General features: G+C 62.3%; 24 protein-coding genes and 1 tRNA gene. 10 read left to right on the top strand and 15 right to left on the bottom strand.

Annotation, left to right across the window (positions count from 1 at the left end; all coding sequences use genetic code 11):
* Positions 1 to 272: 272 nt before the first annotated feature.
* Positions 273 to 1,025 (top strand): heme ABC transporter permease, encoded by a 753-nt coding sequence (locus NKH49_RS11690; protein ID WP_352926146.1) that lies wholly within the window; start codon positions 273 to 275, stop codon positions 1,023 to 1,025.
* 226 nt (positions 1,026 to 1,251) lie between these two features.
* Here NKH49_RS11690 and NKH49_RS11685 read toward each other — a convergent pair whose 3' ends face one another.
* Complete coding sequence (locus NKH49_RS11685; RefSeq protein WP_352682109.1) at positions 1,252 to 2,310, bottom strand: D-TA family PLP-dependent enzyme; 1,059 nt, start codon at positions 2,308 to 2,310, stop codon at positions 1,252 to 1,254.
* A gap of 246 nt (positions 2,311 to 2,556) precedes the next feature.
* Here NKH49_RS11685 and NKH49_RS11680 point away from each other — a divergent pair, with 246 nt between their 5' ends.
* Positions 2,557 to 3,243: a D-lyxose/D-mannose family sugar isomerase gene (locus tag NKH49_RS11680; protein WP_023674428.1), complete on the top strand. Its 687-nt coding sequence runs from the start codon at positions 2,557 to 2,559 to the stop codon at positions 3,241 to 3,243.
* 41 nt (positions 3,244 to 3,284) lie between these two features.
* On the opposite strand, the gene NKH49_RS11675 is transcribed toward NKH49_RS11680, so the two are convergent.
* From NKH49_RS11675 to NKH49_RS11640, 8 genes are all read right to left on the bottom strand, one after another.
* On the bottom strand, positions 3,285 to 3,560 hold the full coding sequence (locus NKH49_RS11675) for a hypothetical protein (protein WP_352449242.1): 276 nt from the start codon (positions 3,558 to 3,560) through the stop codon (positions 3,285 to 3,287).
* A 20-nt stretch (positions 3,561 to 3,580) separates the two neighbouring features.
* Positions 3,581 to 4,369 carry an RDD family protein gene (locus NKH49_RS11670; RefSeq protein ID WP_352457151.1) on the bottom strand — a complete coding sequence of 263 codons (789 nt, stop codon included), beginning with the start codon at positions 4,367 to 4,369 and terminating at the stop codon, positions 3,581 to 3,583.
* A gap of 64 nt (positions 4,370 to 4,433) precedes the next feature.
* Positions 4,434 to 5,465 (bottom strand): stage II sporulation protein M, encoded by a 1,032-nt coding sequence (locus NKH49_RS11665; protein ID WP_352820539.1) that lies wholly within the window; start codon positions 5,463 to 5,465, stop codon positions 4,434 to 4,436.
* Entirely contained in the window at positions 5,462 to 6,769 is a 1,308-nt protein-coding gene (locus tag NKH49_RS11660; RefSeq protein WP_352926144.1) for a DUF58 domain-containing protein, read from the bottom strand. Before NKH49_RS11660 ends, NKH49_RS11665 begins: the two co-directional genes overlap by 4 nt.
* Positions 6,766 to 7,722, bottom strand: coding sequence for an AAA family ATPase (locus NKH49_RS11655; RefSeq protein WP_352449246.1), 957 nt, complete (start codon positions 7,720 to 7,722; stop codon positions 6,766 to 6,768). Before NKH49_RS11655 ends, NKH49_RS11660 begins: the two co-directional genes overlap by 4 nt.
* Positions 7,709 to 7,921 (bottom strand): hypothetical protein, encoded by a 213-nt coding sequence (locus NKH49_RS11650; protein WP_352926142.1) that lies wholly within the window; start codon positions 7,919 to 7,921, stop codon positions 7,709 to 7,711. Before NKH49_RS11650 ends, NKH49_RS11655 begins: the two co-directional genes overlap by 14 nt.
* Positions 7,921 to 9,024, bottom strand: coding sequence for a DUF4350 domain-containing protein (locus NKH49_RS11645; RefSeq protein WP_352926140.1), 1,104 nt, complete (start codon positions 9,022 to 9,024; stop codon positions 7,921 to 7,923). Before NKH49_RS11645 ends, NKH49_RS11650 begins: the two co-directional genes overlap by 1 nt.
* On the bottom strand, positions 9,021 to 9,647 hold the full coding sequence (locus NKH49_RS11640) for a DUF4129 domain-containing protein (RefSeq protein WP_352458749.1): 627 nt from the start codon (positions 9,645 to 9,647) through the stop codon (positions 9,021 to 9,023). The genes NKH49_RS11645 and NKH49_RS11640 overlap by 4 nt, the downstream gene beginning before the upstream one ends.
* Before the next feature lie 152 nt (positions 9,648 to 9,799).
* Here NKH49_RS11640 and NKH49_RS11635 point away from each other — a divergent pair, with 152 nt between their 5' ends.
* Complete coding sequence (locus tag NKH49_RS11635; RefSeq protein WP_352926138.1) at positions 9,800 to 10,675, top strand: DUF7847 domain-containing protein; 876 nt, start codon at positions 9,800 to 9,802, stop codon at positions 10,673 to 10,675.
* A gap of 66 nt (positions 10,676 to 10,741) precedes the next feature.
* Here the strand turns inward: NKH49_RS11635 and NKH49_RS11630 are convergent, their stop codons facing one another.
* Positions 10,742 to 10,939, bottom strand: coding sequence for a hypothetical protein (locus NKH49_RS11630; RefSeq protein ID WP_352590448.1), 198 nt, complete (start codon positions 10,937 to 10,939; stop codon positions 10,742 to 10,744).
* 6 nt (positions 10,940 to 10,945) lie between these two features.
* Between NKH49_RS11630 and NKH49_RS11625 the strand changes: the two genes are divergently transcribed.
* Positions 10,946 to 11,500, top strand: coding sequence for a hypothetical protein (locus NKH49_RS11625; RefSeq protein ID WP_352926136.1), 555 nt, complete (start codon positions 10,946 to 10,948; stop codon positions 11,498 to 11,500).
* 64 nt (positions 11,501 to 11,564) lie between these two features.
* On the opposite strand, the gene NKH49_RS11620 is transcribed toward NKH49_RS11625, so the two are convergent.
* From NKH49_RS11620 to NKH49_RS11610, 3 genes are read right to left on the bottom strand one after another with little or no spacing between them, the layout of a single operon-like run.
* The gene (locus tag NKH49_RS11620) at positions 11,565 to 12,341 is read right to left on the bottom strand and encodes an N-formylglutamate amidohydrolase (RefSeq protein WP_352770131.1); all 777 of its coding nucleotides are present in this window, start codon (positions 12,339 to 12,341) and stop codon (positions 11,565 to 11,567) included.
* The gene (locus NKH49_RS11615; RefSeq protein WP_352926134.1) at positions 12,341 to 13,660 is read right to left on the bottom strand and encodes a glutamine synthetase family protein; all 1,320 of its coding nucleotides are present in this window, start codon (positions 13,658 to 13,660) and stop codon (positions 12,341 to 12,343) included. Before NKH49_RS11615 ends, NKH49_RS11620 begins: the two co-directional genes overlap by 1 nt.
* On the bottom strand, positions 13,657 to 14,304 hold the full coding sequence (locus tag NKH49_RS11610; RefSeq protein ID WP_352926132.1) for a cysteine hydrolase family protein: 648 nt from the start codon (positions 14,302 to 14,304) through the stop codon (positions 13,657 to 13,659). The genes NKH49_RS11615 and NKH49_RS11610 overlap by 4 nt, the downstream gene beginning before the upstream one ends.
* Positions 14,305 to 14,457: 153 nt before the next feature.
* Between NKH49_RS11610 and NKH49_RS11605 the strand changes: the two genes are divergently transcribed.
* The 4 genes from NKH49_RS11605 (at position 14,458) to NKH49_RS11590 (ending at position 18,677) form a co-directional block, all read left to right on the top strand.
* Positions 14,458 to 15,180 carry a helix-turn-helix transcriptional regulator gene (locus NKH49_RS11605; RefSeq protein ID WP_352926131.1) on the top strand — a complete coding sequence of 241 codons (723 nt, stop codon included), beginning with the start codon at positions 14,458 to 14,460 and terminating at the stop codon, positions 15,178 to 15,180.
* A gap of 84 nt (positions 15,181 to 15,264) precedes the next feature.
* A complete protein-coding gene (locus NKH49_RS11600) occupies positions 15,265 to 15,921 on the top strand; it encodes an acyl-homoserine-lactone synthase (protein WP_352926129.1) in 657 nt (218 codons plus the stop codon).
* A 122-nt stretch (positions 15,922 to 16,043) separates the two neighbouring features.
* A complete protein-coding gene (locus NKH49_RS11595) occupies positions 16,044 to 17,348 on the top strand; it encodes a hypothetical protein (RefSeq protein ID WP_352926127.1) in 1,305 nt (434 codons plus the stop codon).
* 897 nt (positions 17,349 to 18,245) lie between these two features.
* Positions 18,246 to 18,677 carry a YybH family protein gene (locus tag NKH49_RS11590; RefSeq protein WP_023674442.1) on the top strand — a complete coding sequence of 144 codons (432 nt, stop codon included), beginning with the start codon at positions 18,246 to 18,248 and terminating at the stop codon, positions 18,675 to 18,677.
* A 266-nt stretch (positions 18,678 to 18,943) separates the two neighbouring features.
* Here NKH49_RS11590 and NKH49_RS11585 read toward each other — a convergent pair.
* Positions 18,944 to 19,017 (bottom strand) — tRNA-Gln (locus NKH49_RS11585).
* Positions 19,018 to 19,297: 280 nt separating this feature from the next.
* Positions 19,298 to 20,230 carry a lysylphosphatidylglycerol synthase domain-containing protein gene (locus NKH49_RS11580; RefSeq protein ID WP_352501488.1) on the bottom strand — a complete coding sequence of 311 codons (933 nt, stop codon included), beginning with the start codon at positions 20,228 to 20,230 and terminating at the stop codon, positions 19,298 to 19,300.
* 328 nt (positions 20,231 to 20,558) lie between these two features.
* Between NKH49_RS11580 and NKH49_RS11575 the strand changes: the two genes are divergently transcribed.
* Together NKH49_RS11575 and NKH49_RS11570 are read left to right on the top strand one after the other, a co-directional pair.
* The gene (locus NKH49_RS11575; protein WP_352926125.1) at positions 20,559 to 21,941 is read left to right on the top strand and encodes a Ppx/GppA phosphatase family protein; all 1,383 of its coding nucleotides are present in this window, start codon (positions 20,559 to 20,561) and stop codon (positions 21,939 to 21,941) included.
* 58 nt (positions 21,942 to 21,999) lie between these two features.
* On the top strand, positions 22,000 to 22,710 hold the full coding sequence (locus NKH49_RS11570) for an RlmE family RNA methyltransferase (RefSeq protein WP_352926123.1): 711 nt from the start codon (positions 22,000 to 22,002) through the stop codon (positions 22,708 to 22,710).
* The last annotated feature ends 192 nt before the right edge of the window (positions 22,711 to 22,902 follow it).

Here is a 22,902-nt window from a genome sequence, read left to right as displayed (position 1 = left end):
AAAGGGGAAGTAAGGGCATGCGGCAGCGTTCCCTCCCCCTTGTGGGGAGGGTTAGGGTGGGGGTCCATCTTCGTAAGAATCCAAATGCGATTGTGTCCGCCGCTCCGCTAAACACGGGGGCTGCGCGGCGGACACGCCAACGTCAACGCAATGCCACGCCATTTTGCAGAACTTGACGCACACAACTTGCCCCGCCGTTCACGGGGAGAACGGGAGACGCCGTACCGCCGCTGCGGTTGCCGCAACTCCGCCGGCGGTCTATGTAAGGCGGCATGAGCGACACGACTTCACGCCTCTCCGGCTGGATGGACCTTGCCAACCCGACGCGGTTCGTCGGGCTGGCCGACAAGGTCGTGCCGTGGCTGGCGAGCGTTGCCGCCATCATCCTCGCTGTCGGCCTCTACATGAGCTTCACGGCGCCCGAGGACTTCCAGCAAGGCATCACCGTTCGCATCATGTATATCCACGTGCCTTTCGCCTGGCTCGCCATGATGTGCTACACGCTGATGGCGGTCTCGGCACTGGGCACGCTGGTCTGGCGCCATCCGCTGGCCGACGTGGCGCTGAAATCGGCGGCACCCATCGGCGCCGTCTTCACCGCCCTTGCACTGATCACCGGTTCGATCTGGGGCAAGCCGATGTGGGGCACCTGGTGGGTATGGGACGCGCGGTTGACCTCGGTCTTCATCCTGTTCCTGATGTATCTCGGCATCATCGCGCTGACCCGCGCGCTCGACGATGCCGGGCGCGCCGCGTGGGCCGCCGCCATCATCACCCTGGTCGGCTTCATCAACATTCCGATCATCAAATTTTCGGTCGACTGGTGGAACACGCTGCATCAGCCGGCGTCGGTGTTCCGGCTCGGTGGCCCGACCATCGACTCAAGCCTGTTGTGGCCATTGCTGGTGATGGCACTCGGCTTCACCGTGCTTTTCTTCGCGCTGCACCTAGCGGCGATGCGCACGGAAATCCTCCGCCGCCGAGTCATTTCGATGCGCCGCGTCGCGGCAAGGCAGGCTAACTGACCGCCGTCGAGTTCCTTCGCGCTCCCCTCTGTCCTGCCGGACATCTCCCCCTCAAGGGGGGAGATTGAATGTCACGTATCGTTTCGCCAATCGCGAATGTTGAAAGAGAGGCGAAGCTACCGATCTCCCCCCTTGAGGGGGAGATGGCCGGCAGGCCAGAGGGGGGGTGCTGTCCCTCCAGCGTTTGAAGGATTTTGTACCTGAAGCGCACGCGCTCCAGCTGGACTCACCCCATCCGCCCGCGTGCTGCCACCGGCAGCGTTTCCAGCACCTTGTCGCCTTCGATCAGATGCACCTCGTCGAACAGGTTGGTGACGACGCAGCAATGGTCGGGCACGACGCGCACGCGCTCGCCGATGCGAAGCTCGGCGCCGCCTGACAGCGTGACGTTGCCGTGCTCTTCGCTGAGGCTGGTCACCCTTGCGCCTGAAATGCCCAGCAGCTCACCGAAATCGGCGAGCCCCAGTGTGTCGCTGGACAGGGCCTTGCTGCCGGCGTCGAGGATCGCGCGTGTCGGCGTTGGGTGGCTGACCACCGTCGACAGCACCGTCAGTGCGCAATCGTCGAGGCTGCCGACGCCTTTGGCGACCTGGTAGCGGTCGAGATAGATGTAGGTGCCGGGCCGGTATTCGGTAACGACGCTGTGCTCGCCGGAACGCCACATATCGGGTGTGCCGCCGCTGGAGATGCGCTCGCAAGCAAGGCCGGCTGCGGCAAGTGCTTGCCGCGCTTCGGCGAGCCACGCCTCGGTCTCGGCGGCGCGGCCGGCCCCCGGGTAGGTCATCAAGCCGCCGAAGACGAGCCCCCGAACCTTGTCGATCTCGCTCGCCAGCGCGACTGCCTCGCCGGCCGACTGCACACCGCAGCGGCCCATGCCGGTGTCGCATTCGACCAGCACCGGCAGGCGGTGGCCGGGATCGGCAAAGGTGGCGGCAAGCCCCATCAGCGTGTCCATGCTGTCCGTTGTCACCGACAGGGTTACGCGGCCGTGCAGCGCCTTGAGGCGCTCCAGCTTGGCCCGCCCGACGATATTGTAGGGCAGAAAGATGTCGGTCAGTCCGGCATCGGCCATGACCTCGGCCTCGCCGATCTTCTGGCAGGTGATGCCGACGGCGCCCGCCGCGATCTGCTTCTTTGCCCAGTAGGGCAGCTTGTGGGTCTTGACGTGCGGCCTGAGCTTCAGCCCGTGCCGGTCGGCATGGGCCTGCGCCCGCGCGATATTGGCTTCGGCGCGGTCGGCATCGATCAGGATCGCCGGCGTATCGAGGTCGTCTATGCTGCGCATGGTCTCACCATCGGAAAATTGGTTGACCTTATGGCCCTGATCGGACCGCATGTCATGGGGCCAGCGACAGCAGTTTGCATCGACACCGGATGGACGTTCGGCTATTGCGGTTTGAGCAATTCCAGGAAAAGTGTGAAACGGTTTTCCGTCCGGAATTGCGTCCAAAAAAAGATCGAGCGGTTCGGCGTTTCCGTGAAACGATGAACCGTTCTAGCGCTCGCAAAGCGACGGGAAGGAACCACGATCATGAAACGCTCCGCCATCAACGACATCATCCGCGACGCCGACGCCTTCATCCGCTCGTTCGGCTACATCATGCCGCCCTTCGCCTACTGGTCGCCGGAAGAGATGAAGGCGCGCCGGCAGGATTCGTCGGCAATCTTCTCGTCGCGGCTTGGCTGGGACATCACCGACTACGGCCAGGAGAAATTCGACGAGCTCGGCCTGTTCCTGTTCACCGTTCGCAACGGCCGCTACGAGGACATGAAGAAGGGCATGGGCATGCTTTATGCCGAAAAAATCATGATCTCGCGCAAGGATCAGCTGTCGCCGATGCACCGCCACAACATCAAGGCCGAGGACATCATCAACCGTGGCGGCGGCAAACTGGTGCTGGAGCTGTTCATGCATGATCGCGATGGCGGCATCGATCCGAAGGCCGAAGTATCGGTGCCTGTCGACGGAACCATCCACAGGCTGCCCGCGGGTGGGCTGCTGAAGCTCGACCCAGGCCAGAGCGTCACTTTGCTGCCGGGTGTCTGGCATGCCTTCTGGGCCGAGGGCAAGGACGTGCTGATCGGCGAGGTCTCGACCGTCAACGACGATCTCACCGACAATGTCTTTCGCGAACCAATCGGCCGCTTCGCGGACATCGACGAGGACACAGCACCGCTGCATCTGCTGGTGTCCGACTACGAGAAGTGGGTGGGATAGGGCAGGAGAGTCGGCAGGATTGTCGAAAAACGACCACGAATTCAATTCGTGCGATTAGCAATTCCACGTAGCCTGCGGACTTCGGCGATCAGGCGAGGGATGTCCTGGCGAGCGGCGGCAATGAAATCCTGGTCGGCAATCGTCGCGCCAGTCATTTCGATGTCTTCACCTCTATCCGGTCCTTGGCCGGTTTGGATGAAATTCGATCCTCCAGAAAAATCCCGGCCCTCGACCCACGATTTCCACGGGCCGGTCTGGGCCGCGGCAACTCGGGCTTCCATCTCTTGAAGTTCAAGCTCGGATAGAGATGTGTTCATGACAGCCTCGTGGAGCGTTGTTACCGCGCATGCTTGTCAGCCCTGCGGTTGCCCAGCAGCAGCTTGCGCTCGAGATGCGCCCGTAGCTCGCCGTAGTAAGCCGTCAGGAACGCGCGTGCGTCATGGGCTTGGGGTGCCGCGCCGATCTTGCGTCCGATCGTTTCGGCCACCGTCCGCAGGGCGAAATAGTCGTCGCGGCGCAGCACCTCTTCCAGCTTGTGGAGTTCGGCAATCCCGTAGGCATCGAGCTGGGCGTGGCTGAACCGGAAGGCGCCGGCCGCCGGATCCTGCCGTGCCGACAGGTCTTCAAGCAAGGCGCGCTTCGGCGCCTCTACCACCCAGGTCCCCGCCAACAGATCACCGATCCGCATGCGGTCGCGATTGAACAGCGGGAACAAGGCAAACAGCAGCGTCCACACCAGTCCGAACACCGTCGTCAACGTGTCGGCGAGGTCGGTCCCGCTGCGTCCAACGATGATCGACAGCGGCAGGAACACCTCGATCTCGCGCATCAGGTTGCGGGCGATGACCTGGTCGATCGACAGGCCGTCTCCGCTGCGCGACGCGACCCGGATGCCGACGATCCGCTTGCCGGGCGTAGCCGCGCGCCGGCCCGCTTCGAAGACGATGAAGTAGGCGTTGCGCAGAAAGAAGATCAGGATGATCCAGACGACGAAGAGCGGCTGAAATCCCTCGCTGCCAAGGCCTCCCACCCCGAACAGCGCGACGATCGTGATCACGATTGCAGCCACGGCGATGAACACGATGTCGAGCAGGAAGGCGGAGGCCCGCGTGCCGGCGTCGGCCAACTTTATCCGGAGATCGACGCCTTCGGGCGTGATCAGCGGCCGTACAGCCGCGAAGGCGGCGCGTTTAACGATCGCCATGCCGCACCGCCCGGAACAGGTAGAAATAACCGATCCACAGCACCAGCATGCCCCCGCCAATGCCGTAGCGCGTGACGTCGCTGGTGATGGTCTGCCTGCCAATGCCCTCGAGCAGCCCGGCAAACAGCAGCATGACCGAGACCCCGACCATGGCGTTCGCGGCGATGCGTCCGGCGCGAGCCGCTGCCGCCATGCGTGTCAATTCGCCGGGAAAGGCGATGCTGGTGCCGATGCGCATGCCCGCCGCGCCGGCCAAAGAGATTGCGAACAATTCGGTGGTGCCGTGGATGGCCAGCCAGCCGCCGAGCTCCATGCCAAGCCCCTTGGACCAATAGACTTGGAACAACGCCCCGATCATGCAGCCGTTGTACAGCATCAGCAGCACCGTCGGCACCGCGAAGGCGAAGCCAAGGGCGAAGGCCAGGATTGCGACCTGGACGTTGTGCGTGAACAGATAGGCGGCAAAGCCTGAGAGAAAGCCATTGTCGCCATCATAAAGCATGCCTCGCAGCAGCTCGGCCGAGGTGTCGGGGCCGCGGCCTCCTGCCAGGCCGGGCGGGATGATCGCGTCGAACCAGCTCTTGTCGGATGCCACCAGCCAGGCGCCTGCACCAATGCCGATCACCATCAGCGCGACCGACGCCAATGTCTCGCGCCACAGGTCGCGAATGGCTTCGGGCCAGTCATGCAGGAAGAAATCGGCGAGGCGCTGCCGCAGCCCGCGGCGCGCGCCGTAGAGATAGAAATAACCGCGCAGCGACAGCGCTTCGAGATAGCCGACCAGCGCATTATCGAGCGATGTCGCGCGCGCCACCGACAGGGAAGACAGCGCCGATCGATAGAGCAGCGGCAGCGACAGCAGCTCCTCTTCGGAAAGCGTCCGCGGCGCACGCTTCTCGACACGCGCCAGCAGCGCCTCGAATGCCTTCCAGTCGGCCTCGCGCTCGCGGCGGAAGCTGGCCAGCGACTGGCGTACCGCGTCGCCGCGCACCGCATTGCCGCGTACCGGCGCTGTCACAGCAAATCCTCCTGCTTGAACTGCAGATAGCGCTCGACCAGCGCCGGGCCGAGCCGGTTGTGGTCGGCTTCGATCACATGCGCCCCGAGCAGGCGCAGCCGGCCGATGACGACCTGCCTTTCGCGCAAGAGCCCTCCGGCAACGACCGCGCGGGCAACATCCTCGCCGGAGCGTGGCGGCAGGTCGGCCAGGCTCTCCAGTTCGGTGTCCTTCATCATCATGAACAGCACGAGATGCCGTTCGGTGAGCCGGCCCACGGTGCGCAGCATCAATTCCGCACTGATCGGATCGACGAAATCGGTGAAGATGATGACCAGCGAGCGGCGGTCGAGCCGCGCCGCCAGCGTCGTCAATGCCAGCGTGAAATTGGTCTCCTCGCTGGAGTAGTCGATCTCGGCGGCCCGTTTCTGGATCATCGCAAAGCTGGCGGGGCCGCGCACCGCGCCGCTCGAAATGCGCGGCCTTGCATCGAAGCCGAACAGGCTGACCATGTCACCGCCCTTCAGCGCGATGAATGCCGACAGCAGGGCGGCCGTCACCGCCCGGTCCACCTTCGGCACCCCGTCGACCGGTTCGCACATCAGGCGTCCGCTGTCGATGGCCAGCACGATGTTGTTGTTCTCCTCGATGCGGAACTCGAGCGCCAAAAGCTTGCCGTGGCGGGCGCTGCGCTTCCAGTCGATCATCCGCCGGCCCATGCCCGGCTGGTAGTCCTTGAGCGCGTCGAACTCGCGGCCTTGACCGGCGCGGCGCTGCGCATGGCCTTCGGCAAGCGCCGCATGTTGCAGCAGCGTGATCGCCTCGCCGCGGGCGCTGCTGACGTCGGGCAGCACCGCAACCTTGCTTTCCACCGGCAGCACGACCTGGTTCCAGACCAGCCCGAACGGCCCGCGCCAGCGCACCCAGAGACGGTCGAAGCTGGCGACGCCGCGCCGCAGCGCCTGGAAGCGGAGGTTGAGCGAGCCGCCTCCGGCGGTTGGCAGCAAGGCGCCGCCGCTGCCGTCCACCGGCGCCAGACGCGCATCGTGGCCGACGCGGGCCTCCGCTGCGCGCGGCCCCGAGTGACGGGCGGTGATTTGCACGCCGAATTCCCCGCCGACACCGGCCTGCTGCGGCGCATCGATGCTGGCATTCAGCGATGCCCGTCCGCGTCCGGCTGCTGCATCCACCGCCAGGAAGGCAAGCAGCAGACAGCTCCACAGCAATCCCAGATACCAGAACGACGGCAATGCCAACGCGACCAGGAAGGCCGGCACCGCGCCGGCCGCAGCTGCCCATACCGCTCGGCCGCTGGGATAGATCAACGTGGTGCTTCCGTCTGGTCGACCAGGTCGGAGACGATCTGCTCGACCAGCCGGCCATCGATCTGTGCGGCAGGCGAAAGGATGACCCGATGACGCAGCGCCGGCACCGCCAGCGCCTTGACATCGTCGGGGATCACATAGGCGCGTCCGTCCAGCGCCGCCCGGGCACGCGCCGCCCGCGCCAGCATGGCGCCGGCGCGCGGACTGGCCCCGACCTCCAGATCGGCATTTTCGCGCGTAGCCCGAACCAGCGCCGCTATGTAGCCGACGACATCGTCGACAAGGGTGACGGAGCCGACGACTTCAAGGGCCTCCTGCAGCGTCTCGCGGTCCGTCTGCGCCTCGATGCCATATTGCGCGATGTCGTGCGAGGCGGAGCCGCCGCCATGATGGACGATGATGGCTCGTTCTTCCTCGGGGCCGGGATAGCTGACGCGGTGCTTGAACAGGAAGCGGTCGAGCTGCGCCTCCGGCAGCGGATAGACGCCCTGGTGCTCGATCGGATTCTGGGTCGCGACGACCATGAAATTGCGGCCGAGCGAATGCGTGGTGCCGTCGAAGGTGACCGCATGCTCCTGCATCGCCTCGAGCAGTGCGGCCTGCGTCTTGGGCGGCGTGCGGTTGATTTCGTCGGCAAGCAGGAGATCGCAGAAGATCGGGCCGCGCGTCAGCGTGAACTGCCCGGTCTGGAAGTTGTAGATGTTCGACCCGACGATATCGCCGGGCATCAGGTCCGGCGTGAACTGGATCCGCCCGTAGGCGATCCCAAGCGCCTGGGCGAAGCAGCGCGCGGTCATGGTCTTGGCCGTGCCCGGAGGACCTTCCAGCAGGATATGCCCGCCCGCAAACAAGGCGGTCAGCATCAGGTCGACCGTATCGTGCTGCCCGGTGATCGCCTTGGCCACTTCTTCCCTGATCCGTGTCGCCAGGGCCTTCACATCATCGACGTTCACCGAGCCTCCTTGCCGTCCAGTCATGCAGCCGTTCTGCTGCCTGTTGCATCTGTGTCAGATTCTTCGCCTCGCCGGCCGCTTGCGAGCGCGTCGTGAAGCCGCCGGCTTGCTCCTTATCGCGAGAGTCGAGCCAGTGGTCGAGCGCTTTGCCTTGCAACCCTTGCGGTGCCCCGAGCAGCGCGCCGGCGCGTACCCGCATCAAGGCCGCATAGCGGCCTCCCAGTTCGTCCAGCCGGCCGGCACGCCGCATGAGCATCGCCGTCGTATAGACCCACCCCCCCGATGGCGAGGGGATAGCGCGCGGGGGGGGAAACCGGGGGGCGGACCCCCCCACGCCCAGGCGGCACCCCCCCCGCCCCCCCGAGAGCCCATCGCCGGCTTAGCCCCCAGCCCCCGCGGCCTGACGCCAATCGGGGGGGGGTTTATACGCGGCGGGCCGAACCGGCCAAGGCCATGCAGGAACGCCAGCGCCGCAGCGATCAGGATCGTCAGTGTCAGCGCCAGGAACGGCGGCTCGACCAGAAGCTTGGCGAGGTCATATTTCCGCGCCCCGCCGTGCAGTGTCAGATCGAACATGACCAGACCCTTGCCAGGCCGCAGCCATTGGATCAGGTCGCGCGCCGCGGCCGCCTTGTCGGCATCTCCAAGCGCGGAATTGTTGATTAGGTCGGGGTCGGTCAGGATGAAAAAGGGTTTGTCTTGGAATTCGACGAGGACGGCCTTGCCGCTGCCTGCCGCAATGATCGGGTGATCGTCGGCAACCCATTGCATGTCTTGCGGCGCGGCGACGAGATGGCCCCGGATCTCGAGTTGCTCGACCGTGCTCCTGCCGACACCGAGCTTGGCCTTGGCGATCCGGCCGAGCCAATTGTTGACTACGGTGTCGGGCAAACGCTCGATTTTCATCTTCCATCCCTCATGCTGCTGGAGGGGCAAGGTCTGCCATTTGGGCAGCACGAAGAGAGTCTCGCGGTCATCGCGAAGCTCAAGAATGCGGTCAAGCGCCTCCGGATCGCTGTCGGGCGAGATGGTGACGATCAGCAGTATATCTCTGGCAAGATCGTCTTCGGTCCGCGCCATCAAGGGCGCTTCGCCGGTGAGCCGCAGCCATTCCGCCAGGCCGGCGTAGCCGACGCCGCTTTTCGACAGCGGCGTGGCGCCGCCATTGCCGGGTTGCCGGAAATCGGGAGCATAGGTGGACAGCAGGAAGAAACCGGCTGCCGCAAGGAGGCTGGCGAAAATCCCCCAAAACAGTGTCTTTCGATTGAACGGCTCCTGTGCCTCGACCGCCGGTGCGCTCACGTCCAGGCATCCCGGAAGGCGAAACGTTCATAGGCGCCGCGCGCCTGCCGCCAGCCTTCCGCGCCGACCGGCCGGCGCGCGAACAGCGCCGCCTCGACAATGCGGGCGATCTCGGTAAACGCATGGCGCGCCCTTCCCGGCAGGGAAGGGGCATTGGCGATGTCGCGCGCGGTGAGCGACGGGCGCAGGAAGTCCGGCAGCCGGCCGGCAATATCGGCGACGCTGCGCCGAAGCAAAAGGTGAACCGCCTCGTCATAGTCGCCGCGTGCGGCCAGCGCATCCGCTTGCGACAGCAGGATCTGCGCGGCGCCGGCGTCGGGGCGCCAGGCTTCTTCGTCTTCGACTTCGGGTCGGGCGCGCTGCCACGGCAGCCGCCAGGCGATGCCTTTCACCTCAAGGAAGACCAGAAGCAGGATGATTGCGACGCCCGATATCACCGCCCCCCAGAACAGATAGATCATGTAGGGACCGAGCCACGACAAAAAATCCTGTAGCGGTTTCAGCCATTCGGGCGGCTTCGGCGGCACATAGGCCGGCAGGTCGAACTGGATCGACTCATCGGCGATCAGCTGCTTGTGCAGATTGGTCAGCCGTTCGGCTTCCGCTGTGCCTGGCTGTGCCACCGCCACCCTCTCCCCTGCAACCTGTGGTTCCCCAGCCGACACTGGCAATGCGGCAAGACAATTGCAAGTGGACTAGACGTCGACCTCCAATGTTGGCACATTTAATGCGGGGATCACCAGCCGATATGCGGTGATTAGGCGGGGGACGCATCATGGTTTCAACGACATTGGAACGGTCGGACAAGTTTCGCATCGGCAGGGTTTTCAGCAACAGTTTTGCGGTTATCGGCCGCAATCCGGGTCTGTTGGTCGGACTAGCGGCTCTTTTTTCCGCCCTTCCGGCACTGGTGCTTAACCTTTGGAATTACAGCAATTTTGCCAACATCAATATTGCTAGTCCCGAAACTATGGCTGTTGCCGATCCCTCGGCGATTCTACGCAACTCGTTAATATCGGTGGCTTTTGGCTTGATATATCTTGTGCTGGCTTTGTTGTTTCAATCATCACTGGTGAGGGCGACGATAGAAGACTTGAACGGCAAGCGCCCGGCAATCGGTGACTGCATCCAAATAGCTTTGCGCTGCATATTCCCGACGCTTGGCATCGGGCTGGTGGTCTTTTTCGTCATGGTCCTCGGGGTTGTTGCGATTGCCGTCGCAGGGCTGATTATCCCGATCTTCGGGACGATCATCGCGTTCGTGATGCTGCTTGTTCCCGGCATCATGTGGTTGCTTGGTATATCGGTTTCCGTACCCGTGCTGATCCAGGAGCGCCTTGGCGTGTTTGGCTCGATGTCGCGGAGCCGCGCCCTGACGAAGGGCAGCCGCTGGTCACTATTCGGTCTTTTGCTGATTCTGTTCTTGGTGGCGATTGCCTTCCAAATGGCATTCGCTTTGGTGTTTGGATTGGCTTTCGCCCTTACCGGCAGCCTCTCGACCGTTGGCCTGATTGTGGGCGCGATTGGAAGCGCCGTTGTGTCAACGGTCGTGTCGACGGTAATATCGGTTGCCATCGCCGTTAGCTATGTCGAGCTACGCCAGGTCAAGGAAGGCACCAGCGTCGAAGACTTGGCGGAAATCTTCTCGTAGCGGCAAGGGATTTGCTGCCTTCATCGCGTCAGGATCGGTCTGGACTGGATAGGTAATATCGTGGCGTCAATAACGCTGGACCAGCCCAACACATTTCGTATCGGCAGGGTTTTCGGCGCCAGCTTTGCGGTCATCGGCCGCAATCTCGCGCTCTGCCTCGGGCTTGCCCTGATTTTCTACACCTTGCCCAGATTCGTGTTTGCGCTCTGGTTCTGGAAATCCGTTACGAATATCGAGCATGGCGTTGCGGAATTCTCGGTTCAACGGCTCGTGCTCACGGTCATTGGCGCGATCGGCTATGTGGTCCTTATGGCTTTCCTGGAGGCGGTGCTGACGCGCGCTGCGATCGAGGATTTGAGCGGCAAGCGGCCGTCGATGCGAGATTGTATGGGGACAGCCTTGGCGCTGCTGCTGCCGGCAATCGGCATTTCGCTGATTGTCAACATCGGCTTCACAGTCGGCCTCGTGCTGCTCATCGTTCCGGGATTGTTGTGGTTGGTTCTCTGGGTTGTAGCGATACCGGTTCTGATACAGGAACGTTTGGGAGTATTCGCGAGTTTGGGCCGCAGCCGCGACCTTTCCAAGGGGAGCCGCTGGCGTCTGCTCGGTCTCTGGTTTCCCCTATTCGTGGCTTCGGTCGCAATCAATTTTGCGTCGGACCGCGTCCTACCTTCCCTAGGCATTACGCTCGGGTTCTTCCTGGACGCCTTGCGGGGCGCAGTCGAGCAAGTCGTATTGTCGATCGCCGCAGCGGTCAGCTATGTCGAATTGCGACAAGTCAAGGAAGGCACCAGCGTCGAAGACTTGGCGGAAATCTTCTCCTGAGGACGGGTGGAGGCTTTTCATCGACGGCTCGGCTCTCGCGTTGCGCTCGAGCAGCCGAGCTTGTTCACAAACCCTGTGTCTGCGCCGGTAACGCTGCGGCCAGCCGCTTCGCCCATTCTTCGATGCCGGAGCGGCCCGCCAGCAGGTCCTGCCTGATCTCGATGAGGACGGCCTGAATGCCGCGATCGTCGCCATGGACCGGTATGGCGTAGTCGCCGTCGCGGCTGATCGCATAAGGCTCGTTTGCCGCGGCGTTGAGCGCACCGTCGGCGCGCAGGCCGGCAAGCACTGCCTGGCCGAAATCGACTGCCCGGTCGTAAAGCACGCCGGCGTGCCAGGGCCGCGCAATGCCGAGGAAGACCGGCGTGAAGGAGTGGACCGTCGCGATCCGCGTCGGTCTGCCCTGCTTCGCCCGGTCGTCGAGATGGGCGGCCACGCGGTCATGAAACGGCGCGAACATGATTTCGGCACGCCGGCTTCGCTCCTCCGGATCGAGGCCGACATTGCCGGGGATGCCGGTGTCCTCCGATAGCGCCGGAATGCTGCCGCTGGAACCAAGCGGCCGGTTGAGATCGATCAACAGCCGCGAATAGGAGCTGAGGAAAGCCGGAGCATCGAGCAGTTTCGACAGAGCGCGGGTCACTTCGGCGGCGCCGATATCCCAGGCGATATGGCGCTGCAAATGGCGGCTGTCGAGACCGAGCCGCGCATACTCGGCCGGAATATGATTGGACGCGTGCTCGCATATCAGAACGATATCGGAACGCCCCGTTTCGTTGATTGCGTCGACCGCGGGTGGCCAACCTTCCGGTAGGATGGCGTTGGCAACCGGCTCAGCCATCAATACAGCGTCCGGTAGAGATCGCAGACCGCCACTGGGTCGAGACCGGCGAGGCGCTCGGTCTCATGCCGCTTGAGGCCGACAAAGGTCTCGACGAACACCGGCGCGAACCATCCGGTGACGGTCTTGTCGGCAACGAGCGCGTCGAGTGCCGCAGGCAGCGTTTCCGGCAGCCGCACGAGGCCAAGCTTCTTGCGCTCGGAACCGCTCATCAGCGTCGGGTCGCCCGAGACAAGCGGCGGCGCCGGCAGCTTGGCCTTCAGCCCCTCCAGCCCGGCGCGCACGATCGCTGCCAGCGACAAATAGGGATTGCCGGTGGCGTCGGCTGCCCGGTATTCGATATTGTATTGCCGCGCCGGATCGCGCCCGCCGATCGTCACCGTCGGGCAGATGCGCAGGCTCGCCTCGCGGTCGCGATCGGCAAGCCAGGTGTAGGACGAACTCCAGCTATGCGGCTTCAGCCGGTAGTAGGACGACACACTCGCCGCCGTCATGGCGGTGATCGCGGGCAGGTGGCGCAGCACACCGGCACAGAACGAAGCGGCCTGGCTGGAAAGGCCGCCCGGCTGGGCCGGGTCGTAGGTCGCCGGCTGGCCGGCGTCGTCGACGAAACTGAAATGGATATGGACGCCGTTGCCGACGGCATCCGGCGCGATCTTCGGCGCGAAGCTCGCCCGCCAGCCGGCGCATCGCGCGATTTCGCGCGTGATCTCGCGGATGGCGACGGTGCGATCGGCCGCGGCAAGCGCATCGGTTGGCGCGCACGTCACCTCGAACTGGTCGGTGCCGAATTCGGCGATCACCACTTCGGGCGCGACGCCGGCTTCCGCCAGCGCCGCCATCAGATTGGCGGCAAACGGGTCGGCGCGGCGCAGTGCGGCCAACGACATCGAATGGGCCGGCCCGAAGTCGCCCTCGATATGGAATTCATGCTCGAAGGCGGCGATGACGGAAAGCCCGGCCGCCGCCTTCAACTCCGCCAGCGCATCCTTGAGCATGGTCCGCGTACAGCCGACCCACGGGCTGCCGTCGAGTTCGACGATGTTGCCGGCGACCATGTCGAAAGCCGTCGCCGATCCGGTCAGCGCCGTGCGGAACCGCGCGTTGAGATCGGGAACGAGCCGCACATCGCCGGACGAACCCCAGGGATTGGGATCGACGATCGAGTTGAACGGCGTCAGCGACAGATTGGCCTGCAGCCAGCCGACACCGGTCGCGGCGATCTTCTGCAGCTTGCTTTCGACGACCGAGCGGCCGCGCGTGATCGCCGACAGATCGGTGGTGACGACGGCAACCAGCGGTTCGACGGTCGATGTCATGCAGCTTTTCCCAAGGCTTCGAAACGGCCCGTAACGGTGGCGGTATCAGTGACCCAGCAATAGCCACCGAAAGCCTCGAGCGCACCGTGATGGCGCTCCTGCGAGGCGGCGGCGCAGGCATCCGATACGCAGGTGACAAGGTAGCCGCGATCGGCGGCATCGCGCACCGCCATGTCGACACACTGGTCGGTCATGATGCCGGCGACGATCAGATAACGCACGCCGAGGTTTTTCAAGACATAGTCGATGTTGGTCGAGTTGAAGACGCCCGACGATGTCTTCGGCAGCATGATTTCGTCGCCGACCGGCGCCAGCGACGGCACCGGCAGGCCTTCCGGCAGGCTGGGCGCGATATGGATCGGCGTCAGCTTGTGGTCGAGCGAGCGGTCGCGGCCGTCCTCGGTCAGGCTCTGGATGATTGTATGGATCACCTCGACGCCGTTGGCTCGCGCCGCCGCCAGCAGGCGTTCCTGGTTGGGGATCGTTTGCGACGCCGTCTGCCGGTAGAAATAGTGATCGGGCCCGCGCTCCGGATGCGCCGGATCAGCACCCGGCTCCAGCCAGACCCGCTGCATGTCGACCAGCAGCAGCGCGGTTTCGCCGGCCCGGAACGGCTCGTTTCGTTTCGGCAATGATGGCGTCATGCTTTTTGGTCCTGTGTTGCTGATCACAATCCGGCTGATCTAGCTGATTTTGGTCCACGCGTCCTGCGTGGCGGACACACTTATTGGGAGTATTCGAAGTCGCTAATTTAAGGTAAGCTTTGTTTTCGGGCGTGGAGACGGGGGGTCTCTGGCATGATCGATTCAGATGTGTTCGACTTTGTCGAACGCTGCAGGAAGCACACAGCTACCGGGCCGCTTCTGGGCGACCTTCTCGAAACCGTGCGGAATCTCGGCTTCGAGCACCTTATCCTGAGCGGCGTGCCGCTCGGTGGCCAGAAGCTTGCCCCGATGGTTGAACTGAATGGCTGGCCGACCGGCTGGTTCGAACGCTATGTCGAGGCCGAGCATGCCGCGGCTGATGGTGTCTGCATCTATTCGGCAAAGACTTTGAAGCCGTTCCTGTGGTCCGAAGTCCCGGCAAAGTGGTCGGATACGGAGGGCTCACGACGCGTCGCCGGCGAGGCGACGGAGTTCGGCATCTGTAGCGGCTTCGCCGTACCGATGCTCAGCGTTCATCACTGGCAATCCGTGCTGTCGTTCGCCTCTTCCGCGAAGGCCTGCACCCTGTCGCCGCGCCATCAGGTGCAACTGGTGACGATGGCGGTCTATGCCGGCATGTCGATCCAGGCCTTGGCGAATGACGATGATGACCATGAAGGTCTGCTGACCGACCGGGAAAAAGAGGTGCTCTTGTGGGCCGCGGCCGGCAAGACATCGTCTGAGACATCCCAGATTCTCGGCCTGACCGAGCGTACTGTCAAATGGCATTCGACACGGGCGCGCGAGGCTTTTGGCGTCGCAACGACCACGCAAGCGGTCGTCGAGGCGGTGCGCCGGCGCCTGATCCATCCCTGAACGCGTCAACTGTCCCATCGGACAGGTGACGTATATTAGCGCGACTGCGAGTATCCCTGCGAGAAACGATCGGGGGATCGCGCCATGATAACGGCCCACGTAGTCAATGCGCATAACAAGCATCTCTACGAAAACGAATTCGACGAGTTTCTGCGCCGCCGGCACGATTTCTTCGTGCACCAAAAACGCTGGCGCCCTCCGAGCCCGGATGGTCGCGAACTGGATCAATTCGATACAGACGCGGCGACATACCTGCTGGGCATTGAAGACGATCGCGTAGTGACTTCGGCTCGATTGATCCCAACGAGCGAGCCGCACATGGTCTCGGAGGTTTTTTCTCACATGTGTGAAAAATCGGGCGTCCCAAGACGTCCCGATTGGGCCGAATGGACCCGCACATTCGTCGTTCCCGACAAACGAACTGCCGGACTGAGGGGAACACTGACGCAGCTGTGCTGCGCGGTGATGGAATACGCTCTCGACGAGGGCCTCAGCGCCGTCGGCGGCATCCAGGAAACCTACTTCATGCCGCACCACGGCGCGCTGAAGTGGCGCGCCGAGCCGATGGGCATGGCCAGGGAAGAAAACGGCGAGTGGTACATCGTCGCGTATATCGAGGTGAACGAGGCGGCGCTCGCGAGCGTCCGCAAGATACTGGGGATTGAGCATTCATTATTGATGAGGCGAGGGACGCAAATGGCATTCCTCCAGAAAATCAGAGGCATCATCAAAATTATTTAGCAACTTGGTTGAATAACGTTGGCACACGAAAGCCTTCGCCCCTATGTTGTTGAACCCACAGTTCAATAAAAAACACATTCGGGACAAAACTAAAAGAAAAATACCGTGCAAGGGAGGGAATTATGCGTCGCATGACTTTAGTTTCGCTGCTAACAACAGCGTGTATTTCGATTCTTCCACTACAAGCAGCCGATCCGATCACGGACGCAGTTCTCGGTGGAATAGAGCATAAGGCGCAGTCCATCTTAGATCGTGCAAAGGATGACGCAAACGACGTTGTCAATAACGCCGCTATCCGAGCACTGAGTATAATCGAAGCCTGGAAAAAGGCGAATTCCGAATTGCTGAATCAGGGATTTGATAGAATCGATGAGACAACAAAAAATTTCTTTAATAATATGAGTACTGATCTTGATCGTTTGGAGAAAGGCGAAGAAAAAACTGCAAAAGATATCCAAAAAATCACAAATCAATGGAGTTCAACCATTAAAGATCTTCCTTTCACAAATAAAGATCCAGAGGTGGTGGACTATTTTCCAAGAGTCTTTCTGCCAATTGGTGATGAGCAGATACCGGTGCACATAGTGGGTCCTAAGGTGTCCACCGCAGAATCGAAACTGACGGTCGGCGATGCTGAGCAGCCGGCGAACCGTGCAACGGATAACGAGCTGCTGTCCCTCATAAAGCGGGAGGGCCTGCAATTCGATGAAGCCAAATCAAGACTTCAAACGATGAAAGGGCATTTCACCTGGTCCACTTCGACTTGGTGGAAACCCTCGACTTGGGGGTCAACAGCGTCGATAGACCGCGAGATGACTTTTCTGCTCCTGCCGAAAAGGATGGCCAAGATCAAGGTTGTGCCGCAACATGATACCATATCAACCGAAACCAACGCGTACACAGTGGCCAAAGGAGGAAAAGGAAGAGACAGCACATACGATCAAGGAGTGCCTCTACCTCCCGATCTTGATGCAGGAGGATGGGCATTTGATGTAGATGCTATTGTAGCTAAACCATCTGGATTTAGTGCCGTCGACATAGGTGGCGACCATGCTAGTTGCGGTTCAGTTTTGCGTGAGTCGCTTACACCGAAACTCTTCACGTTCCGCATCTATTTGGGACACAAGACGGACAATTGGGGACGTAAAAGTGATTCTTGGGTAAATTGCAGGTTGTCGGTACCCATAGTAAAGAGGACGACAACTTTACAAGATGCGGTCGCCATAGAATTCGATATGGATTGGACAGTGGATAAACGGCAAGTTCTTTCGGATGATACTAAATCGTATTTCACAGAAGTGACAATGTTTAATGGCCGTGTTTACCAACTGACAGAGCAGTCAAAGGAGCCATTTGGCTTTATCGAAGTTGAGCGGGTGAACGATAAAACACTTATCTTCCATCCGAGGCCACCGTCTGATTTTTAGGAATCTACGAGTGAACCGCCATGCAACGGCTGTCAATCTGCGTCGTCTTTGTTGTGCTAGCGAGTACGGTACACGCCGAAGACTATACGACAACATGGGTCGATATCGGGCAAAGCGTCGATATTTACTGGGAGTACAACCTGTCTGGCCGAGCGTTCATCGTAGCGGATGTCGGTGGTACTCCGGCATGCTTGGATTACTGGTGGGTAGCATGGCCCTTTGGACAGGTGATCGACGAGGGCAACGCTTGTGGCAGAGCGACTTTCGAACTTCCCGGAGTCTCGAGCTTCGCGTTCGGGGGCACCCTACGCGCAGGGCATGCTGCTTCGAAGACCCGTGTTCGTGGAACTTCCGATGAAAGAATCGCTCATCGAATCCCGGACATCAGCTTCTGACGAGAGGCCTTAGAGGAAGCCGCTTTGGCCCTCCAAGGCTCGAACCAAGTGCAATTTCAGAAAATCGTGCACGGAACCGTCAAAGACCTCAAAGAAGCCGTTGACCGCTTGCTTTTGTCGTTTGGTTACGGTGACAGTGCACTAATTTCTTTTCGCCGTGTGCCTCGTTTTCCGGGTTCTCACGGCTTTGCCGATTTGCCCGGCGACGCTCTCGGCCCACCGGTGCATCGATAACCGCGACATCGGCGCCGCGGCAATACTCGATGAGCAGTTCTTGTGAAACCATAGTCTTCGGACGTGAAGACGCTTTGGCACGCCCGTACGGTGCTGGGGATGCGACAGACCGAGAACGCCGGCAAGGTGCACCATGCGGCGGGGGCCACATGGTAAAAAGTGCACTCACCGTAATTCTGATCTATACTCCGGACACCAGCCCGAACGCCTACGGCAAGGGCGGACGAAGCGCTTGATAGAGTTCTCTTTTTCATGTGGCGATGTTAAGATGTTAGCCTCCGACCTGACGAAATTTATCGAGCAGGATCATCTGGCTCTGGATGCCTTCGTAAAGGGCGATCCTGAGCCCTTGAAAAACCTCTACTCGCGACAGGACGACGTCATTATTGCCAATCCCTTTGGCCCGCCGGCGAAGGGATGGAGAAAGGCCGCTGAGACCATGGAACGGGCCGCCACCAATTACCGGCACGGCAAGGCCATCGGCTTTGAGCGCATCTCGGAGTATGCGACAGCCGACTTGGGATACATCATCGAGGTCGAGCGGTTCCAATCCAAGGTCGGTGGTGGCAACAAACTGGTGCCGATTGCGCTTCGAGTCACCACCATATTCCGGCGCGAGGAAGGCGCGTGGAGGATCGTCCTTCGTCATGCCGATCCGATAACCTCGGCACGCCCGCCGACGTCCATTGTCGGGGAGTAGAAGGGTTGCCGGAGAGGTTTTAGGAATTGCGGTGACAGTGCACTAATTTCTTTTCGCCGCCGGGCTCGTTTCCCGGGTTCTCACGGCGTTGCCGATTTGCCCGATCTCGGTCCCAAGGGGTGCATCAAAATCGTAACATCGGCGACGCGGCAATACTGGAGAGGGCGACACGGGAAACGTGCACTGTCACCGTAATTCGACCACCGTAATTCGACGGAAGTTATTCCCGGAGGAGCGGATTCGGTAGCTAAGTAATTGAAATTGCTTGGCTGGGGAACCTGGATTCGAACCAGGACTAACGGAGTCAGAGTCCGTGGGTCTACCGTTAACCTATTCCCCAGCAGGCGCGGCCGTTGAAAACCACACGGGCAGGGCGACGATGTCGCCGCGCGTGCCTTGTAGCCGCCGCCGGAAAATAGTCAACCCTGCCGTAGGCATTTCAATCGGCGCGGTTGCTTCAGATTTGCCCTATCGTCACTCCTGCCGGCGTTTGCGCTGCCCCTCACCCTCTCCCCGTTCTTCACGGGGAGAAGGGTCCCGGCAGGGGGTTGAGGGGCGGCGCCTACATTGAGGATTGATCTTCTCACGGTCGTCATCAGGCCTGACGCGATTGCCAAGCTTCAACTCTCGCTGCGGCTGTATTGCGAGTGCTCGAAGAACAGCACCACGCCGAGCGCGATCAGCAGCGGGATGATCAGGTAGAACAGCCGGAACACCAGCAGCGCCGCCAGCACGCCGACCTGGTCCATATGTGACAAGCCCGCGAGAAACACCACCTCGAACACGCCCAGCCCGCCCGGCGCATGCGAGATCTGCGCGATCGAGAACGACACCAGGAAAACGCCGAGCACGATGAAATAGCCGGGATTGCCGGTGGCGGGCAGGGCGAAGAAGATGATCGCCGCCGCCGCCAGCAGTTCGATCGGGCCGACCAGCAATTGCCGCGCCACGATCGGCAGCGCCGGATAATGCAGCTGAAAGCTGCCGATCCTGAGTGGTCTCAGATGCAGCCAACTGCCGAATATGTAGGCCGCCACCACGAGCAGCATGGCGAGCCCTGCTGCTTGCGACAGCCGGTGATGCGGCGTGCCGGAAAACCGGTCGATCACGTCGGGCTCGAGCAGCAGCACGATGCTTGAGACGAACAGCGTCGACAGCACGAAGGTGATCCAGCAGATCGCCACCAGAATGCCGACGTCCTGCCCGGTCAGGCCCCTGGTGCCGTAGGCGCGGTAGCGGATCACCGCACCGGAAAACACCGAGCCGCCGATATTGTGCGACAGCGCGTAGGTGGTGAACGAGCAGAAGGTGACGAACAGCCACGATACTTTCTTGCCGATGTGCAGCAACGCGATGTGGTCGTAGCCGGCGAGCGAGGCATAGGCGATGACCGAGCTCAGCGCCGCCAGCACCCAGCCGCGCGCCGGGATGGCGATTATGCCGGCCCAGACATCGTCAAGCGAGATGCCGCGCAATTCGTGCAGCAGCAGCCACAGCGAGAACACCACCGCGGCGATGCCGATGACGGGCCAGAAATAGCGCCTCCAGTTCATGGCATGACGATCATGCGTTGCAGCCCGTACCGTTTTCCGGTTCGCAGCAGGCAAACCGCCCGCGTTGCCGAATGATTTACCCTCCATGTCAGAAATGCCTCATTGAAGCCGGCTATTCAACCGGGAAGGCGCGTTGTGGCGCTCGCGCCTTCCCTTCTCCCAAGGGGACAAGGGCTCACCGACGTCGCCGCCTTCACGCCGCCGGCAAAATTCGCCGCGAGCGCTCTTGGTGATCCGGCGCGGCGCTGATAGTCTGGCGGCAACTTGAACATGTAAAAGCGCCTGCTGCGTCCGGTCTCCGGTTCGCGCGGCGCCGGAAGGAACGACAGTGGAAGACCACGAAGCCGGCGCTGGCGCGCCGGAAGTGGGCGTGTCCAGGGGTTCGCCGACGCCGTCCGGCCAGGCAAATCCATCCACCGGACGCTACGGCCGTCAGGTGCAACCCTGGTCCGGCAATGGACAGGCTGGCGACACGTCCCACGACCACAAGGGCCAGAACGGCTCGCATCAGAACGGCAAACCCAAGAAACGGCGCAAGCGCCGGCGCGGGCGCAAGGTTTTCGCACGCGACGAGACTCGTCCGCTGGCGGCCGGCGCTTCGGTGCCCGCCGCCAACGAGGCCCCGGCCGCGCGCCCGCCCCAGCCAGCGGCTTACGCGCCTCCGCCCTCAGCTCCGCCAAGGCCGGGGCAAGGTGCCCGCACACCGCCGCCGCTGCAGGAATTGCCGGTGTTTGCCGCGCTCGATCTCGGCACCAACAATTGCCGGCTGCTGGTCGCGGTGCCGACGCGCCATGGCCAGTTCCGCGTCATCGATGCCTTCTCGCGCATCGTCAGGCTGGGCGAGGGCCTTACCGCCAATGGCCGGCTCGGCGACGCCGCAATGGACCGCGCGGTCGAGGCGCTGAAGATCTGCGGTGACAAATTGCGCAACCGCAAGGTCAGGAAAGCCAGGCTGATCGCCACCGAGGCCTGCCGCACCGCCGCCAATGGCGTCGAGTTCCTCGAGCGCGTCGAGCGCGAGGCCGGCCTGAAGCTGGAGATCATCGACCGCCAGACCGAGGCGCGGCTGGCGGTGTCGGGCTGCGGCTCGCTGGTCGAGCGCGACACGCAAGGCGTCGTGCTGTTCGACATCGGCGGCGGCTCGTCCGAAATCGCGCTGATCGACCTCACCGGTCAGCGCTCGCCAAGGCTTGCCAACCATATCGTCTCGTGGACGTCGCTGCCGGTCGGCGTCGTCTCGCTGGCCGAGCGTTTTGGCGGCCGCACGGTGACACGCGAGATCTTTGGCGCCATGGTCGAGGATGTCGCAATGCGGCTGCGCGCCTTCGACGGGCGCGACCGGCTGAGCCACCTCCTGGCCAGCCCGAAATTCCATTTGCTCGGCACATCGGGCACGGTGACGACGCTGGCCGGCGTCCATCTCGATCTCGAACGCTATGACCGCCGCCGCGTCGACGGGCTGTGGATGGATCGCGACAGCGTCGACCGCATGGTCGAAAAACTGGTCGGCTGGGATTTCCAGCAACGCGTCGCCAACCCTTGCATCGGCGCCGACCGCGCCGACCTGGTTCTGGCCGGCTGCGCCATATTGGAGGCGATCCGCGCCGTCTGGCCGTCGGAGCGGCTGCGTGTCGCCGACCGCGGCCTGCGCGAGGGCATATTGAGCGAATTGATGGCCGATGACGGCGTCTGGCGGCGAGGCAGAGCATGATCCCGAAAAGTGGCTGCCGGTTTTCGGACAAGATCATGCTCAAACAAGCAATCAAGCAATGACCAAGAAACCGGAAAGACCGAGCTCCGCCGGCATTCGCGTGCTGAAGACAAAGATCAAGAAGAAAAGCGGCTTGAAGGAATCGTCGCGCCGCTGGTTGCAGCGCCACATCAACGATCCCTATGTCCAGCGCTCGAAGGCCGACGGCTATCGCTCGCGCGCCGCCTACAAGCTGATCGAGATCGACGACAAGCACCATTTGCTCAAGCCTGGCATGAAGGTGATAGACCTTGGTGCGGCGCCCGGCGGCTGGTGCCAGGTCGCCGCCGCGCGTACCAAGTCGACCGCGGAACACCCGAACGTCGTCGGCATCGACTATCTCGAGATGGACGCCGTGCCGGGCGCGCCGGTGCTGCTGATGGATTTCCTCGATCCGCAGGCGCCGGAGAGGCTGGCCGAGACGCTGGGCGGCCAGCCCGACATCGTGCTCTCCGACATGGCCGCACCGACCACCGGCCACAAGCGGACCGACCACATCCGCACCATGCATCTTTGCGAGGTGGCGGCCGATTTCGCGCTGTCGGTATTGAAGCCTGGCGGGCATTTCCTGGCCAAGACGTTTCAGGGCGGCGCCGAGAACGAATTGCTGGCGAGACTCAAGCGGAATTTCCGCTCGGTCCATCACGTCAAGCCGCCGGCCTCACGCGACGAATCGGTGGAGCTGTATTTGCTGGCGAAGGATTTCAAGGGCGGAAACGGCACAGCGTAAAAGTCGCTCTGTAGCGATCCTTCGCACCCCCGTCTGTCCTGCCGGACATCTCCCCCTCAAGGGGGAAGATCGGATGTCATCGCGGCCTTCGCAAACCTTCGACCGTGAAGAGTGAGTGCAGTGCCGAAGCTGCCAATCTCCCTCCTTGAGGGGGAGATGGCCGGCAGGCCAGAGGGGGTGCCGTCCCGCCGG

The sequence above is a fragment of the Mesorhizobium sp. M1088 genome, assembly GCF_040318575.1.
In the GTDB taxonomy this organism is placed as follows: domain Bacteria; phylum Pseudomonadota; class Alphaproteobacteria; order Rhizobiales; family Rhizobiaceae; genus Mesorhizobium.
The sequence above is the reverse complement of the archived record's forward strand: the minus strand, read 5'-3'. Positions and strand labels throughout refer to the sequence as shown.

Excerpts from the sequence above, each read along its gene's own strand:
- NKH49_RS11690 (WP_352926146.1), top strand. The coding sequence starts at position 273 with ATGAGCGACACGACTTCACGCCTCTCCGGCTGGATGGACCTTGCCAAC.
- NKH49_RS11685 (WP_352682109.1), bottom strand. The coding sequence starts at position 2,310 with ATGCGCAGCATAGACGACCTCGATACGCCGGCGATCCTGATCGATGCC.
- NKH49_RS11680 (WP_023674428.1), top strand. The coding sequence starts at position 2,557 with ATGAAACGCTCCGCCATCAACGACATCATCCGCGACGCCGACGCCTTC.
- NKH49_RS11675 (WP_352449242.1), bottom strand. The coding sequence starts at position 3,560 with ATGAACACATCTCTATCCGAGCTTGAACTTCAAGAGATGGAAGCCCGA.
- NKH49_RS11650 (WP_352926142.1), bottom strand. The coding sequence starts at position 7,921 with ATGCGGGTACGCGCCGGCGCGCTGCTCGGGGCACCGCAAGGGTTGCAA.
- NKH49_RS11635 (WP_352926138.1), top strand. The coding sequence starts at position 9,800 with ATGGTTTCAACGACATTGGAACGGTCGGACAAGTTTCGCATCGGCAGG.
- NKH49_RS11620 (WP_352770131.1), bottom strand. The coding sequence starts at position 12,341 with ATGGCTGAGCCGGTTGCCAACGCCATCCTACCGGAAGGTTGGCCACCC.
- NKH49_RS11615 (WP_352926134.1), bottom strand. The coding sequence starts at position 13,660 with ATGACATCGACCGTCGAACCGCTGGTTGCCGTCGTCACCACCGATCTG.
- NKH49_RS11610 (WP_352926132.1), bottom strand. The coding sequence starts at position 14,304 with ATGACGCCATCATTGCCGAAACGAAACGAGCCGTTCCGGGCCGGCGAA.
- NKH49_RS11605 (WP_352926131.1), top strand. The coding sequence starts at position 14,458 with ATGATCGATTCAGATGTGTTCGACTTTGTCGAACGCTGCAGGAAGCAC.
- NKH49_RS11600 (WP_352926129.1), top strand. The coding sequence starts at position 15,265 with ATGATAACGGCCCACGTAGTCAATGCGCATAACAAGCATCTCTACGAA.
- NKH49_RS11595 (WP_352926127.1), top strand. The coding sequence starts at position 16,044 with ATGCGTCGCATGACTTTAGTTTCGCTGCTAACAACAGCGTGTATTTCG.
- NKH49_RS11590 (WP_023674442.1), top strand. The coding sequence starts at position 18,246 with ATGTTAGCCTCCGACCTGACGAAATTTATCGAGCAGGATCATCTGGCT.
- NKH49_RS11580 (WP_352501488.1), bottom strand. The coding sequence starts at position 20,230 with ATGAACTGGAGGCGCTATTTCTGGCCCGTCATCGGCATCGCCGCGGTG.
- NKH49_RS11570 (WP_352926123.1), top strand. The coding sequence starts at position 22,000 with ATGACCAAGAAACCGGAAAGACCGAGCTCCGCCGGCATTCGCGTGCTG.